Here is a 14872-nt window from a genome sequence, read left to right on the forward strand (position 1 = left end):
GCGTCTAAGGCGCCGCTTCACCGACTGACGGCCCCTTCGTCTAGCGGTCTAGGACGTCGCCCTTTCACGGCGAAAACACGGGTTCGAGTCCCGTAGGGGTCACCATTGGCGAGTTTTCGCCGTTCTGGGATCATGAAGCGATCCCTTTGATTCGGTTGCCCCAGCGCCCTTATCGGCTCGTTTTAACGGCCCGGATCGTGGTTGCGAGTGGCGTCATTTGCGCGGATCGGGGCGGGCTAGGATCATCATCGCGGAGAGCGCCAGCGTCTGGGCGCCGCGTTTGATCGTCGGTTCGGGCACGGGCGCGAAATAGGGTGAGTGGTTGACCGGCAGCGGTTTTCCTTCCGCCTCGTACCGTGCGATCATCGCCGGATCGTAGCCGCCGATCGCGAAGAAGACCGAAGGCACGCCTTCGTCGATGAAGGCCGAGAAATCCTCGCTGGCGGTGCCGCCCGCCGCGCTCGCGGGGACGAACTGCACATCCTTGCCGAAGGCCGTCGTCAGCATCGCCGCCGACCGCGCCGACAGCGCCGCGTCGTTGCGGACGGCATTCGTGCCCGTCGGCTGCGCGATCGTCGGTTCGGGCGCGCGCGCCATCGCCGCGACCGAGCGCGCGGTGCGCTCGACGCCTTCGACGAGCAGCTTGCGCGTCGCCTCGTCGTGCGAGCGCAGGGTCAGCTTCAGGTCGGCGTGGTCGGGAATGATGTTGTTGACCGTCCCCGCGACGAAGGCCCCGACGGTCACCACACCGAACGCCTTGGGATCCTTTTCGCGGCTGATGATCGTCTGGATGTCGGTGACGAAACGGCTGCCCATCATCACCGGATCGATGCTCTTGTCGGGCATCGATCCGTGTGCGCCGACGCCGTGGAAGGTGATGTCGATCGCGTCCGAGGCCGAACTGACGACGCCGTCCTTCACCACCACCGTGCCGACCGGCATCGGGCCGACGTGCGCGGCGAAGCCGAAATCGGGCTTGGGCCAGCGGGTGAACAGCCCGTCGGCGATCATCGCCTTCGCGCCGCTGACATTTTCCTCCGACGGCTGACCGATGAACATCAGCGTGCCGCTCCACTGATCCTTCATCGCCGCGAGCGCCGCGGCGGCACCAACCCACCAGGCCATGTGGCTGTCGTGGCCGCAGCTATGGTCGACGAAGCTCAGCTTGCCGTCGACGGTCTGCTGGGCACGGCTGGCATAGGGGAGACCGGTCTTTTCCTCCATCGGCAGCGCGTCCATTTCAGTGCGCACGAGCAGGGTCGGCCCTTCGCCGTTCTTCAGGATCGCGACGATACCGGTCTGGCCGACCTTTTCGGTGACAGTGAAGCCCAGCTTGCGCATCTCGGCCGCGAGCAGGGCGGCGGTGCGCACCTCCTGAAAGCCGACCTCGGGATGCGCATGGAGATCCTTGTAGAGCGCGTCGAGATGCGGATACTGCCTGTCGATCGTCGCGTCGATGCGCGCCAGCGCGGCGGCGACGTCGAAGCCGGGGGCGGTCGGTGCGGGCTGCGCCAGGGCAGGAAGCGCCGCGAGGCCGGCGGTCAGGGTGAGCAATATCTTGTGCATCGGGCGGTCTCCGCTGTGGGATGGAAAGGCGGCGGGCTGGCTCAGCGCAGGAGCGCGATCACCAGACGCTGGAGGAAATCGTCGCCGAGCGGCCGGCCGGTGAGATAGCCCTGGTCGATGGTGGCAGCGAGGGTGAAGATGATCTCGAACGGCGGCAGGACAGGGTGGATGTCCTGCACGTCGAGCGAGCGCGTGAGGATTGTGATACTGGCCTTGCGTCGTATATGCTGGGCATCGGCAATCGGGGCGATCAGATCGGGCGCTACGCGACGTGCCTCGTATATGGCGGGCAGGCAGGTCGCGATGACCGGATCATGGTAGCGGTTGCGAACAGCGGTCGCAAAGGCAAGCAGATCGGCCGCCACGTCGCCGGTATCGCCGAGCAGCGCATCGTCGAAGCGATCGTTGAATGCATCGATGAACGCCGCGATGGCCGAAGGCCAGCGGCGATAGAAGGTCGGGCGGGGAACGCCCGCGTGCCGACAGACGCGATTGATCGACAGGCCGGCGAAGCCGAACTCGCCCAATATGGCGACCGCGCTGGCCTTGATCCGCTCGTCGAGTTCGGCCTGCCGCGGCCGTCCCGCCGTCGTGTCCCTGTCGCCCAATATCGTGACTTCCATCTCCACCGCACTCGCAATGCCCGATCGCACCGCTCCAGGCGAACGAATAATATCGATACATAGATGTATCGTAATATCGCGGCGGGTCAAGGGCTTCGCCCGCGAATGCCGGTTCGGGGCCCCCGCCCTCCCCCGTTCGAGGCTTGACACCCGCACCGATTCTACGCCAAAGCCCCTTTCGATGCATGATTGTATCGTAATCATGCATGGCAGCGACCGATAATGACGAGGGGCGCGCCCGACCGGCCAAGCCCGCACCGCCGTTGCCGGCAAACAGGGAAGGGCTCTTCAAAATGTTGGACAATCGCAAATTGTTGCTCGTGGTTTCGGCGTCGGCCTTGGCGCTCACCGGCGCCCCCGCCCTCGCGCAGGATGGGCCGGGCGGCGGCGAAGCGACGGCCGGGGCGGCCCCGAGCGAGATCGTCGTCACCGGATCGCGAATCGCGCGGCGCGACTTCGAGGCGGCGAGCCCGATCGTCACGCTGGGCGCCGACGCCGTCGCGGCGACCGGACAGGCAACGCTCGAAGGCGCGCTCAACCAGCTTCCGCAATTCTCGGCGGGCTCGACCGCCTTCTCGAACGACCTCAACGCGACCGGGCAGGCGACGCTCAATCTTCGCGGCCTCGGCGCGCAGCGCAACCTCGTGCTGCTCGACGGCCGTCGCCTGCAGCCGTCGAACTCGAGCCAGGTCATCGACATCAACACCATCCCATCGATCCTCGTCGGCGGGACCGAGATCATCAGCGGCGGCGCCTCGGCCGTCTATGGCTCTGACGCCATCTCCGGCGTCGTCAACTTCAAGGTGCGCGACCTCGACGGGATCGAGATTTCGGGCCAGAACACGCTGACCGAGCGCGGCGACGGCGGCATTCGCGAGATTTCGATCGGCGCCGGCACCCGCTTCGCCGACGGCCGCGGCCGCATCATCGTCGGCGCCGCCTATACCGACCGCGATGCGGTCAACATCAACAGCCGCGCCTTCTTCCGCCGGAATCAGGGCGTGTCGGGGACGATTCCGTTCGGTATCTTCACCCCGGGCGCGAACCCCGCCAGCCAGGGCGCGCTCAACGACGCCTTCGCCGCCTATGGCATCGCGCCGGGATCGGTGCTCCCCTCGTCGGGGATCGGGGTCAATGCGGACGGCACGCTCTTCGCCAACGGGCGCGGCGTCTATAATTATCGCGACGATGAGCCCTATCTCTACAATAACGGGCAGGCGCTGCTGCAGGTGCCGTCGACGACCTACACCCAGATTCCGCTCGAGCGCATCTCGACCTTCGGCCGCGCGACCTTCGAGGCGAGCGATACTATCAAGCTGTTCGTCCAGGGCCTTTATACCGACTATACGTCGACGACGATCCAGGACCCCGCCCCGAACGCCGGGCTGTGGACGATCCGCGTTCCGCGGTCGAATCCCTTCATCCCGGCCGCGCTGAACCCCATCCTCGATTCGCGCACCGACCCGACCGCGCCGGTCGTCGTGACCAAGCGCTATAGCGAAGCCGGTCCGCGCAGCGTCGATCATGAGGCGACGACGTGGCAGATCCTCGGCGGCGCATCAGGGTCCTTCGGCGGCAGCGGCATCACCTGGGAGCTGTACGGATCGACCGGCAAGAGCATCGTTGACGACATCTCCTACGGCTCGGTCTTCACCAGCAAGGTGCAGCAACTGGCATCGGCGGCCGACGGCGGCGCGTCGATCTGCTCCGGCGGCTATAATCCGTTCGCGGTCACCAACTCACCCGAATGCGTCGCCTTCATCAGCGGCGTGACGCGCAACCGCACCGAAACGAAGCAGGACGTGGTCGAGTTCAACCTGCAGGGCGGCATCGCGCAGCTTCCCGCGGGCGAACTGCGCTTCGCGGCGGGCGTCGGCTATCGCCACAATGAATTCGCCTTCACCCCCGATCCCGAGCAGATCACGGGCAACATCGTCGCCATCGCGCGCACCTCACCGACCGCGGGTTCGACGAGCGCGAAGGAAGCCTATGCCGAACTGCTGATCCCGCTGCTCCACGACATTCCGCTGATTCAGGACCTCACGATCGACGCCGCCTATCGCTATTCGGACTACAAGCAGAGCGGCGGGGTTTCGACCTACAAGGTCGATGTCGACTGGACCGTCGTCGACGGCGTGCGCCTGCGCGGCGGCTATCAGCGCGCGATCCGCGCGCCGAACGTCGGCGAGCTTTATACCGCGACCACCGGCCTGTTCCCGACCATCGGTTCGGTCGCCAACGGCGCCGGCGATCCGTGCGACACGCGCAGCGCGTTCCGTACCGGCGCTAACGGGGCGCAGGTGCGCGCGATCTGCGTCGCGCAGGGAATGCCCGACGTGCTTGCCGACTCCTATATCAACAACGTCACGCAGGTCGCGGCCTTCCTGTCGGGCAACGCCAATCTGAAGCCCGAAAAGGCCGATACCTGGACGGTCGGCGCGGTGCTGTCGCCGCGCGCCGCCTCGCCCTGGCTGTCGAACCTGCGCGCGTCGATTGATTATTATAATATCGCGATCGACGACGCGATCGCGACGATCCCGGTGTCGGTGTCGCTCAACAAATGCTTCAACGCCGATGGCAGCAACCCCGGCTATGACGCGAACAATTTCTTCTGCGCGCTGATCGGCCGCGACGTCAATTCGGGCGGCATCACCAACGCGCTGCAGCCCTATCTGAACCTAGGCGGCTACAAGACCGCCGGGGTCGACGTGCAGCTCGACTGGTCGGTGCGCCTTGCCGATATCGGGGCCGGCGACGGGTCGGGGCGCTTCGGCATTTCGTCGGTGATCAACTATCTCGACAAGTTCGAGATTCAGAACCTTCCCGGCGGGCCGTTCCAGGATTTCGGCCGCACGATCGGATCGGGAACCACGCTGCCGCGCTGGCGGTCGACGACCTCCTTCACCTTCGGCACCGACAGCTTCAACGCGCTGGTGCGCTGGCGGCACATCGGCGCGATGATCGACGCGTCGAAGGTGACGAACGCGGCGAGCACGACGCCGGGGGTCAAGGCCTACGACTATTTCGACCTGTCGCTGCGCGTCGACCCGGCCGAGCGCTTCAGCCTGCGCTTCGGAGTGAACAATCTGTTCGACAAGACGCCGCCAGTGGTCAGCGGCGTGCTCGGCCAGACCGACGCCAGCACCTATGACGTGCTCGGCCGCACCTATTATCTGGCGGCCACCGCGCGCTTCTGAAGAACGGGACAGGAGACAGATTATGTCGAAATGGATGCGATCGGCGGCAGTTCTCGCCGCATTCGGCCTCGCAGCGGCAACCCCGGCGCTCGCGGCGCAAGCGCCCGCCGCGCAGGCGGCGCCCGCACCGGCAGCGGGCGCGTTGATCGAAAGCGGCCCGCTCGCGCCCGAGTTCGGCCTCGACGGTGCGGCGCAGGCCTTCGCGATCCGCTATGGCTCGACCGACGGCGTCGTCGGCAGCGGCACGGTGCCGGTGACCGCCGCGCTGTTCATCCCCAAGGGCACGCCGCCCGCGGGGGGCTGGCCGCTGATTGCCTGGGCGCATGGCACCGTCGGCATCGGCGACGATTGCGCGCCGTCGCGCAACCCGCGCTCGGCGCGCGACCGCACCTATCTCGACCATTGGCTGGGCGAGGGCTATGCCATCGTTGCCACCGACTATCAGGGGCTCGGCGGGCCCGGGCCGCATCCCTATCTCAACAGCCGCGCCGCCGCCTATTCGACCCTCGACGCGGTGCGCGCGGTGCTGGGGGGCGATTTCGGCCTCGCCAACAAGGTGCTGCTCGTCGGCCAGTCGCAGGGCGCCGGTGCGGCTTTCGCGACAGCGGGCTATGCCGCCGACTATGCGCCCGACGTCAATGTGCGCGGGACGATCGCCACCGGCCTGCCCAACCTCGCCGTCGCGGGCGCGACGAGCGGCGGCGACGGGGACAAGGTCGATCGCCTGATCGCCTATCTGCTCTACATCGCCTCCGCGGCGGAACAGATCGATCCCAGATACGATCCCACGGCGGTGCTGACCGATCGCGCGATGCCGCTCTATCGGCGCGCGGCCGACACCTGCGTCGTCGATATGTTCGGTGCGGTGGTCGAGGCGGGGCTGACCCGCGCGAACAGTTTCAAGACCGATTTCTGGCGCGCCTATGCGCCGATGCTGACCCACGCCGGCTATCCGACGCTGCACATCGCGACGCCGGTGTTCATCGGCACCGGCGCGGAGGATGTCGATACGCCGGCCGCGATGCAGAAATCGGTCGTCGACGGGGCCTGCGACGCCGGATCGACGATCGAATGGCACGTCTATCCGGGGCTCGACCATTCGGGGACGGTCAACCGCTCCTTCACCGATTCGCGCCTCTTCGCCCAGCATGTCATGGCGGGCCACGCCATCGCGGGGACCTGTCCGCAGGCCGCCGGCTAGGCGTTCGCTCTCGCCGCGTGAGGGCACCGGACGGATCGGGATGACCCGACGAAGCGGGCGCTATTCGCGGTCGACGGGACCGGTATTGACGAACCATTGTTCGCCCCTCTGGCGCTGACGCCGCATGATCTCCTCCCGGAATTCGAACATTCCGGGCATGGGGTCGCGGCGCAGCACCGGCGATGCGCCAAGCTCGAGGAAATATTCCTCCTCTCCATAGGGACGCCAGTCGGGCGCACCGACCGCCGACGGAATGCCGCGCGCGGCGAAGCTGGACCAATAATCGACCATCTGCCGGGCAAGCCGGCGATCGTCGTCCCCCGTCGCCGCCGGCCAGTTTGCCGCCTGTACAACGGCGCGACCGATGCTGCCGAACATGAAGGGAATCTCGCTGGCGTGAAATGCGCACAGCTTCCGCGCCCGCGCGGCGTCGTAGCAATGGTCGAACAGATAGAGATAGGAAGGAGCGCCTGCCGCGGTCTGCTGCCGCACGAGCCGCTCGACGGCCCAGCCATAGACGATGTCGCGCGTCGCGGCGATCAGGCTCTCTTCCATATCGGACGCGGGATAGAGCCGCAGGAAGGCCGGCGCGAGATCGCCGTAGCGACGGGCGGCTCCCGCGGCATAGGCGGCCGCATCGACGGGCACCGGGGGCAACAGGCCGCGCTGGCTCCGCACCTCGCCGCTGTTGAAACCGGCGAGGACCGGCACCTTGATCTGCTCGCCGCGATCGAAGACGTCGACGATCTGCGCCGGAAGCAGCGCCCCGTCGATCGTCGGCTGCGCTGCAAAGCGCGCACGCAGTGCCGCGGCGGTCAGCGTTTCGGCGTCGAGGGCGCGAAGGGCGGCGGGATCCTTCGCGCCGACGCTTTCGGCGAAGGCGGCGCCGATCACTTCGGCCGACGGCAGGCCATAGGCCGGATCGCGCAGCCGCGGGACCGCGCGCATATTGGTGCTCTGGACGATCGCGCGGCCGAACAGCCCCTTCGCGCGCGGGGCGGCGAGCAGATAGGTGACGCTGAGCGCGCCCGCCGATTCGCCCATCGCGGTGACATTGGCCGGGTCGCCGCCGAACGCCGCGATATTGCGCTTCACCCATTCGAGCGCGGCGATCTGGTCAAGCAGACCATAATTGCCCGAGACACGATCGGGCGCTTCGGCGCTGAGCCCCGGGTGCGCGAGCCAGCCGAAGATGCCGAGGCGATAGTTGATCGACACGAAGACGATCCCGCGCTTCGCATATTCGCGCCCGTCGTACATCGGGCTCGCGCTGCCGCCATGCTGGAGCGCGCCGCCGTGAATCCAGACGATCACCGGCGCGCGCGCCGCGTTGCGCGGCGCCCAGACGTTGAGCGTCAGGCAATCCTCGCTCGTCGGACGCGGCGGCTCGAAATAGACGCTGTCGGCGGGATAGGGCGGCTGCACGCAATCGGGGCCGAAGGCGTGGGCCTCGCGCACACCCTGCCACGAAGCAGGCGGAGCGGGCGGGCGCCAGCGGCGCGCCCCGACCGGCGGCAGCGCATAGGGAAGCCCCTTGAAGACCCGGACCCCGTCCTCCAGACTGCCGGCGACGCGGCCCTCGGCGACGGTGGCCGCCGGTCGGCCGGACGCGGCGGCGACGGGAACGGCGAATGCGGCCAGGGCGCCGAGCAGCGGAGCGCCGAAGACGAGGGCGAAGGCCCGTCCGGACAGCAGCATGTCTTTCGTTCCTCTTCCCGGCGGCGATGCTTGCCATCGCCCGCCCGTCGATTTACGCTCACAAGAGAGTGAATATCAAGTGCGGACGAATGGACGACGGGAGAGGTGCAGCATGACGGACCCGACGCGACGCGGCTTCCTGGTCGGGGCGGCGGCGCTGCCCCTCACCGCCCCGGCCGCAGCGGCCCATGACGCGGGCGCGTCCGACTCGATCGCCGCCGATCTGGCGACCTATATCGGCTTCGGCAACAAACAATCGGGCGGCCCCGGTGACGACGCCTGCGGTCATTGGCTCGCGGACGAACTGGCGCGCGCGGGTTTCGCGACCGAAAAGCCGGCCCTGTCCGTCCCCTGGTTCGAACCGGGCAGATGCGAGATCGCCGCCGGCGACGCGCGCGCGCCGCTCCATCCCCAGCCGATCGTGATCCCGACGCCCGCAGGCGGCGTGTCGGGGCCGCTGGTCCGCGTCGATGCCCACGGCCGCGCCGATGCGCCGCTGGCCGGGGCGGTCGCGCTGGTCGATCTGCCCTATGGCCGCTGGTCCTCGGCGCTGGCCAGGCCGGTGCGCGCACCCGTCGATGCGGCCTTCGCAGGCGGAGCGAAGGCCGCGGTGATCGTCACCAACGGTCCGACCGGCGGCGTCATCGCGCTCAACGCCGATGGCCGCGCGCCGATGTTCGCGGGGCCGGTCGGTCTGCTCGCGCCCGCTCGGGCCGCCCCCTTCCTCGACGCGGCGATGCGACACGACACAGCCACGGTAACGCTGACCGGGCGCGGCGGCCGCAGACCCGCCTTCAACATCATCGGTCGGCTCGATCGCGGCAAGGGGCGCTGGATCACCATATCGACGCCGCGTTCGGGCTGGTTCGGCTGTGCCGGCGAGCGCGGCGGCGGCATCGCAGCGTGGCTCGACCTCGCCCGCGCCGCCCCCGCGCTGCTGCCCGACCACGACCTCGCCTTCCTGTGCAACAGCGGGCATGAATATGAGAATCTGGGCGCCGAGGAATCGCTGAAGGCGGTGGCGCCGAAACCGACGGAGACGCATTTCTGGCTCCACCTCGGCGCCAATGTCGCGGCGCGCGACTGGCACGAAGGGCTGTTCGGGCTGGCCCCGCTGAGCGGCGCGGATTCGCAGCGCTATCTGGTCGCTAGCCCGCCGCTGCTGCCCGCCGCGCGCCGGCTGTTCGCGGGACTGGCGGGACTCGAAAACCCCTATTCCAGCGAAGCGCTGTCGGCGGGCGAACTGACCGCGATCATCGCGGCAGGCTATCCATCGGTGGCGGGAGTCTTCGGCGTCCATCGCTTCCACCATGTCGAGGGCGACGACGAACGCTGCGTCGACGCGGCAAGCGTCGCCGCAGCGGCGGCGGCTTTTCGCGAACTGCTGCTGGTGGCAGTCGGCCGAAACAGCGCGCGCTAGCTTGCATCACCCAAATCCGTTCGTGTCGAGCAGGATGGCGAGTCGGATATTCGACGCAGCATCTTTGGTGTGGTGCCACCGGAAAGCTTCGTCATTGCGAGCGGCGAAGCCGCGCGGCAATCCAGAGCAGGCGGTCACCGCTCTGGATTGCTTCGCTCCGCTCGCAATGACGCAAGGGGGCAATCCCAAGCCAATCGAAATCTAGATGCGATTGGCGCGGGCAATCGCGCCCAGGTGCCAGGCGCTCGGGCGCGGCGTGCGCCTGAAGCTCTGCCGGTCGACTGTGGCGAGCCCGAAGGGGATCGAATAGCCCGACGTCCACTCGAAATTGTCGAGGAGCGACCAATAGATATAGCTGTGGACCGCGATCCCCTCGTCGAGGCAGGCCCTCACCCCGTCGAGCGCCTGGTCGATGAAGGCGATGCGGCGCCGGTCGTCGTTCACGGCGACGCCGCTTTCAGTCACATAGATCGGCTTGCCGATCGCGCGGTGAGCCCATCGGATCGTGTTCGCGAGCGCCTGCGGATAAAATTCATAGCCCGACAGTGTCAGTTCGGCGCCCGCCGGCGGCGCGACCATTCCGCGCTCGTCGAACCGCAGGCGGGTGTAGCATTGCACGCCGAAGAAATCGGAATGGCTGCGCGCGACGTCGATCCAGTCGCCGTAAAGCTGCCGCTCGTAATGCGCGACCAGCGACGGCGCGCCCGTCGACTGAATATCCTGCGTGGTCAACGTGATACCCACCGGCAGGTCGGGCCGCGCGGCCTTGATCGCGTCATAGGCCTGACGGTGCGCTTCCTGCAGGATCGGCGTCGCGATCGCGGGATCGGCGAAGGCGAGGCGCGAGAAGCGCGGCGACCCGGTGGCGGCCACCGCCGCGGCATTCGCGTCGCGGGTCAGCTTCATCGCCGCTTCGGACCCAGGGAAAAGCGCGACCAGCAGGCCGATGTTCGCCTCGTTGAATGTCGTCGCCAGATGCATCAGGCCGCCGAGCCGCTCGGCGACGATACGGCAATAGCGCGCGAAAAGGCGCGGCGCGTCGTCGACCTCGAAACCGCCGCGGGCGGCGAACCACAGGGGCGTCGTGAAATGGTTGAGAGTGACGATCGGTCGCAACCCGCGCGCGCGGCACGCCTCCAGCATGCGCGCATAATGGTCGAGCACGGCGTTCGAGACACGGCCTTTGCTCGGTTCGATGCGCGCCCATTCGATGCCGAACCGATAGCAGTTGAAACCCAGCCGTTCGGCAAGCGCGAAATCCTCGTCGAAGCGATGATAGCTGTCGCATGCGTCGCCCGACCGGTCCCGAAACAGGGTCGGCGTGACATTCTCTGCCAGCCAGGCGTCGCTGTTCGTGTTGTTGCCCTCGCTCTGATGCGCCGAGATCGCGGTGCCCCAGAGGAAGCCGGGCGGCGCCGGCCGTCGCGCCGCCAGCGCCGGCGCGCTTCCCAGCAGCGCGGGCGCCGCCGCCGCCCCTGCGGCCGCCCGCATCAGGTCGCGCCGCCCGATTGATCCGTCCGCTTCGGCCACGACCCTTCTCCCTCGTCAGGCTTCGATATCGCGCTTGTAGGTTTCGGGCAGGAAGAAGATGCCGACGACCGCGGTGATGGCGGCGATCACCACCGCATACCACAGTCCCTGATAGATATTGCCCGTCGCCGCGACCATCGCGAAGCCGATCGTCGGCATGAAGCCGCCGATCCAGCCATTGCCGATATGATAGGGCAGCGACAGCGAGGTATAGCGGATGCGCGCCGGAAACAGTTCGACCAGCAGCGCCGCAAGCGGGCCATAGACCATCGTCGCGAGCAGGCCGAAGACGCAGAGGATCGCGATCACCCGCCCCTTGTCGACCGCGGCCGGATCGGCGGCGGCGGGATAGCCCGCGCGCGAAAGCCCGGCATGCACTTCTTCCTGGAACGCCGCGATCGCCTGGGCCTTCGCCTCGCCCTTCAGCTTCGCGGGGTCGGGCGCGGTGTGGCTCTCCTCGCCGATCCGCACCGTCGCGACCGTGCCCGGGGCCGCATCGATATTGGCGTAGTTGATCCCACCGCGCGCCAGATAGGCCTTGACGATGTCGCAGCTCGTCCGGTCGAAGCTGTTCTTGCCGATCGGGTCGAACTGGAACGAGCATTCGCGCGGGTCGGCGACGACCTGCACCGGCGCATGCTCGACCGCCGCCGCCATCGCCGGATTGGCCGCGGCGACCAGCGCCTTGTAGAGCGGGAAATAGGTGAAGACCGCGATGACGCAGGCGGTCATCATGATCGGCTTGCGCCCGATCCGGTCGCTGAGCCAGCCGAAGAAAACGAAGCTGGGAATGATGATCAGCAGCGCGGTGGCGACGAGGAAATTGGACGTCGCCCCGTCGACCTTCGCGATCTTCTCAAGGTAGAAAAGCGGATAGAGATGCGCGGCGAAGCCGATCACCGCCTGCCCCGCCACCGCCCCGAACAGCGCGATCAGCACGATCTTCAGGTTGCGCCATTCGCCGAAGGCCTCCTTCAGCGGCGCCTTCGACGTGGCGCCCGCCTGCTTCATCCGCTGGAAGACCGGGCTTTCCTCTAGCTGGAGCCGGATCCAGAGCGCGATCGACAGCAGCACGATCGAGAAGATGAAGGGAAGGCGCCAGCCCCAGGCATTGAAGCTGTCGGCATCCATGAACAGGCGCAGCGACACGACGAAGGTCGATGCGAGGATTAGGCCGATCATCGCCGTGGTCTGGATGAAGCTGGTGTAGAAGCCGCGCTTTCCCGGCGGGGCATGTTCGGCGATGTAGACCGCCGCGCCGCCATATTCACCGCCGATCGCGAGCCCCTGGAGCAGGCGGAGCAGCATCAGGATGATCGGCGCGGCGATTCCGATCGTGTCGTAGGACGGCAGGAAGCCGACGGCGAAGGTCGACAGCCCCATGATCGCCATGGTGACGAGGAAGGTGTTCTTGCGCCCGACAATGTCGCCGACCCGCCCGAAGACGAGCGCCCCGAACGGCCGGATCGCGAAGCCGGCGGCGAACGCCATCAGCGCGAGGATGAACCCCGTCGTCTCGTTGACGCCCGCGAAGAAATGCATCGAGATCGCGCTCGCGAGCAGGCCGTAGAGGTAGAAGTCATACCATTCGAACACCGTCCCCAGCGACGAGGCGGCGATGACGAGAGTCTCGTTCTGGCCCTTGCCTTCGGCGGGCAGGGTTTCGCTGTCGGTTGCCATATCCTTCTCCCTTTCTCCCGGCAGCGGCGGCGGGCTCTTTCACCGGCCCGTTCGCCCTGCTCCCGGGGGTTGTCAGCGGTTGACCGCCATCGTCGGCGCGGTGAAGCCGGCGCTCGCCAGTTCGCGCTCGGCCTGCGTGAAACCATAAGCGGGAACGATCTCTCCCCGCCGATCCGAAATGCGGTCCCATTCGGAAATGACGCGCTGCGCGGCATCGTCGGCGCGGCCGATGAAGGCGCCGTCGGTCAGCGTGACGTTCGCGGTCGCGAAATGACCGGCGCCCGCGCACAGGATGTTGCGCGTCGGGGCATCGTCGCCGACCAGCGCGAGCAGGCCCGGACTCACCGCCTCGGGCGCCAGGTGGGCGAGCGCGTCGGGCGCGAGCACGCCGTCGGTCATCCGGGTCGCCGCGGTGGGGGCGAGGCAGTTGACGCGGATGCCGTATTTCTCGCCTTCGAGCGCGAGCGTCTGCATCAGCCCGACGAGCGCCATCTTCGCGGCGCCGTAATTGGCCTGCCCGAAATTGCCGTAGAGGCCCGACGAGGATGTCGTCATCACGATGCGGCCGTGGCGGCGCTCGCGCATCTGGTCCCACACCGCCTTGGAACAGGTGGCGGCGCCCATCAGATGGACGTCGACGACGAGGCGGAAGTCGGCGAGGTCCATCTTGGCGAAGCTCCTGTCGCGCAGGATGCCGGCGTTGTTGACCAATATGTCGATGCCGCCCCAGGCCATGGTCGCGGCATGGACCATCGCCGCGACCTGCTCCGCGTCGGTGACCGACGCCGGCGCCGCCATCGCCCGGCCGCCCGCGGCCTCGATCTCGGCAGCGACGCGCTCGGCGGCGGCGCCCTCGCTGTCGTTGACGACGACGCACGCGCCATGGCGCGCCAGCATCAGCGCATGCGCCCGGCCGAGCCCTCCGCCCGCGCCCGTCACGATCGCCACCCGGTCCTGCAATGCCTTCGTCATCCTGCCCCTCTCGCTATCCGAATTACTATAACTCACTTGTGAGTGAATGAAAATTGAAACAGACGGGAGACGGAAAGCGCCCGCCTGCCCTTTGCTATACTCTGATGACTTTGGATTGCCCCACTTCGTCATTGCGACCCCGGACCTGATCCGGAGGAAGCAATCCAGAGCAGTTACCGCACGCTCTGGATTGCCGCGCGGCTTCGCCGCTCGCAATGACGAGTCTTTCCCACGTCATCATGCCCTAGTCCCCGTCTTTCGCGCGCTGTTCGCAGATATCGCGAAAGCCCGCCGCCATGAAGCGCGCCATGCGCTGCTTGACCGCCGCATAATCGTCCGACCGGCAGAGCCCCTGCGACAATTTGTCGATGCGGCCGGTGCGCGCGAGCGTCAGCATCAGCGCCCCGGTGACGAAGTGATAGCCCCAGAAGATGTCTTCCTCCGCCGCCTCTGGCAGCGCCTTCTTCAATATGCCGATCAGCCGCAGCACGACCGGGTCGAAATGGGCGTCCATCATCCCGGCGCCCCATTCGGGCGTGTTGGCCACCTGCGCGCTGAGCGCCCCATAGTTGCGCCAGCCCTCGCCACCCTCGATATAAAGGTCGAGGTCGGTGTCCAGAAAGGCATGGAGCGCGCCCTCGATCGTCGGCTTTCCCCCCGACGCCCGCTCGTAATCGTCGAGCACCTTCATGCGGCGCTCGCTCGTCACCACCGCGCGGCGGGCGAACACCGCATCGAACAGCTTCTTCTTGTCCTCGAAATAATAGTTGAGCAGCGTGTGATGCACGCCCACCCGCTTGGCGACATCCTTGAGCGTCACCCCGTAGAGTCCGTTGCGCGAAAAGAGATATTCGGCGGTGTCGAGAATCTGCTCGATCGTTTCGGCGCGCTGCTCCGCTTTCGATGGCCGTTTCGTCCGACTCTTTGCCTTGGACTCCAAATCTCTATTCCTCTCGAAACCTTCGTTCGCAGGGCGGCGGGGCCT

At 67.3% G+C, this 14872-nt stretch carries 10 protein-coding genes and 1 tRNA gene; 4 read left to right on the forward strand and 7 right to left on the reverse strand.

Annotated features, from left to right (window positions below):
- Positions 1-29: 29 nt before the first annotated feature.
- Positions 30-105 (forward strand) — tRNA-Glu (locus C3E99_RS16440).
- 108 nt (positions 106-213) lie between these two features.
- Here the strand turns inward: C3E99_RS16440 and C3E99_RS16445 are convergent.
- Both C3E99_RS16445 and C3E99_RS16450 read right to left on the reverse strand, forming a co-directional pair.
- Complete coding sequence (locus tag C3E99_RS16445) at positions 214-1566, reverse strand: amidohydrolase (protein ID WP_067186408.1); 1353 nt, start codon at positions 1564-1566, stop codon at positions 214-216.
- Positions 1567-1607: 41 nt separating this feature from the next.
- On the reverse strand, positions 1608-2279 hold the full coding sequence (locus tag C3E99_RS16450; protein WP_158682343.1) for a TetR/AcrR family transcriptional regulator: 672 nt from the start codon (positions 2277-2279) through the stop codon (positions 1608-1610).
- A gap of 203 nt (positions 2280-2482) precedes the next feature.
- On the opposite strand from C3E99_RS16450, the gene C3E99_RS16455 reads away from it, so the two are divergent.
- Together C3E99_RS16455 and C3E99_RS16460 are read left to right on the forward strand one after the other, a co-directional pair.
- Positions 2483-5386, forward strand: a complete 2904-nt coding sequence (locus C3E99_RS16455; protein ID WP_076077347.1) for a TonB-dependent receptor domain-containing protein — start codon at positions 2483-2485, stop codon at positions 5384-5386.
- A gap of 22 nt (positions 5387-5408) precedes the next feature.
- On the forward strand, positions 5409-6587 hold the full coding sequence (locus C3E99_RS16460) for a lipase family protein (protein WP_067186413.1): 1179 nt from the start codon (positions 5409-5411) through the stop codon (positions 6585-6587).
- A 60-nt stretch (positions 6588-6647) separates the two neighbouring features.
- Here the strand turns inward: C3E99_RS16460 and C3E99_RS16465 are convergent, their stop codons facing one another.
- On the reverse strand, positions 6648-8285 hold the full coding sequence (locus C3E99_RS16465; RefSeq protein ID WP_067186415.1) for a carboxylesterase/lipase family protein: 1638 nt from the start codon (positions 8283-8285) through the stop codon (positions 6648-6650).
- A 112-nt stretch (positions 8286-8397) separates the two neighbouring features.
- Here C3E99_RS16465 and C3E99_RS16470 point away from each other — a divergent pair, with 112 nt between their 5' ends.
- A complete protein-coding gene (locus C3E99_RS16470) occupies positions 8398-9705 on the forward strand; it encodes a hypothetical protein (RefSeq protein ID WP_067186417.1) in 1308 nt (435 codons plus the stop codon).
- A gap of 201 nt (positions 9706-9906) precedes the next feature.
- Here the strand turns inward: C3E99_RS16470 and C3E99_RS16475 are convergent, their stop codons facing one another.
- The 4 genes from C3E99_RS16475 to C3E99_RS16490 form a co-directional block, all read right to left on the reverse strand.
- The gene (locus C3E99_RS16475; protein ID WP_234002515.1) at positions 9907-11235 is read right to left on the reverse strand and encodes a glycoside hydrolase family 1 protein; all 1329 of its coding nucleotides are present in this window, start codon (positions 11233-11235) and stop codon (positions 9907-9909) included.
- A 15-nt stretch (positions 11236-11250) separates the two neighbouring features.
- Positions 11251-12915, reverse strand: a complete 1665-nt coding sequence (locus C3E99_RS16480) for an MFS transporter (protein WP_067186418.1) — start codon at positions 12913-12915, stop codon at positions 11251-11253.
- 72 nt (positions 12916-12987) lie between these two features.
- The gene (locus tag C3E99_RS16485; RefSeq protein WP_067186420.1) at positions 12988-13887 is read right to left on the reverse strand and encodes an SDR family NAD(P)-dependent oxidoreductase; all 900 of its coding nucleotides are present in this window, start codon (positions 13885-13887) and stop codon (positions 12988-12990) included.
- Positions 13888-14131: 244 nt separating this feature from the next.
- A complete protein-coding gene (locus C3E99_RS16490; protein WP_067186422.1) occupies positions 14132-14827 on the reverse strand; it encodes a TetR/AcrR family transcriptional regulator in 696 nt (231 codons plus the stop codon).
- Positions 14828-14872 lie beyond the last annotated feature (45 nt).

The organism is Sphingopyxis sp. MG, assembly GCF_002953155.1.
Classification (GTDB): Bacteria; Pseudomonadota; Alphaproteobacteria; order Sphingomonadales; family Sphingomonadaceae; genus Sphingopyxis; species Sphingopyxis granuli.

Excerpts from the sequence above, each read along its gene's own strand:
- C3E99_RS16445 (WP_067186408.1), bottom strand. The coding sequence starts at position 1,566 with ATGCACAAGATATTGCTCACCCTGACCGCCGGCCTCGCGGCGCTTCCT.
- C3E99_RS16455 (WP_076077347.1), top strand. The coding sequence starts at position 2,483 with ATGTTGGACAATCGCAAATTGTTGCTCGTGGTTTCGGCGTCGGCCTTG.
- C3E99_RS16460 (WP_067186413.1), top strand. The coding sequence starts at position 5,409 with ATGTCGAAATGGATGCGATCGGCGGCAGTTCTCGCCGCATTCGGCCTC.
- C3E99_RS16465 (WP_067186415.1), bottom strand. The coding sequence starts at position 8,285 with ATGCTGCTGTCCGGACGGGCCTTCGCCCTCGTCTTCGGCGCTCCGCTG.
- C3E99_RS16470 (WP_067186417.1), top strand. The coding sequence starts at position 8,398 with ATGACGGACCCGACGCGACGCGGCTTCCTGGTCGGGGCGGCGGCGCTG.
- C3E99_RS16480 (WP_067186418.1), bottom strand. The coding sequence starts at position 12,915 with ATGGCAACCGACAGCGAAACCCTGCCCGCCGAAGGCAAGGGCCAGAAC.
- C3E99_RS16485 (WP_067186420.1), bottom strand. The coding sequence starts at position 13,887 with ATGACGAAGGCATTGCAGGACCGGGTGGCGATCGTGACGGGCGCGGGC.